Source organism: Robertmurraya sp. DFI.2.37 (genome assembly GCF_029211245.1).
Taxonomy (GTDB): Bacteria; Bacillota; Bacilli; order Bacillales; family Cytobacillaceae; genus Robertmurraya; species Robertmurraya methanolica_A.
The window spans coordinates 1-294 of sequence record NZ_JARGEJ010000736.1; the positions used below are offsets into that span (position 1 = coordinate 1).

1 pseudogene is annotated in these 294 nt (G+C 36.1%); it reads right to left on the reverse strand.

The features are described 5' to 3' along the window. Positions 1 to 153: 153 nt before the first annotated feature. Positions 154 to 294 (reverse strand): annotated as a pseudogene (locus tag PZE06_RS28425) (spore germination protein); the annotation flags it as partial.

Below are 294 nucleotides of genomic sequence, written 5' to 3' on the forward strand. Positions count from 1 at the left end.
TGGGAGGATCGAAATTTTAAAGGCATTGAAGGCATAGGCGACATAATTGATTACGTCAGTAAGACCTTATTAATCGATACAGACAAGGAGATATTAAGAATACCGATATGTAACATTAGTAAAACGGAGATGATCTAGATGCTTAAAGAGGACGATCAGAATGGAGTTCAATTCTTTTCTGAAGATGTCGATTAGATCCTTATTTGCGACATCCTTTACATAAGCAATCGCAACATCCGTTTTTGAGCGCTCTCCCACTTTTAAAATTTCAAATCTTAATCGTTCATCCCTTAT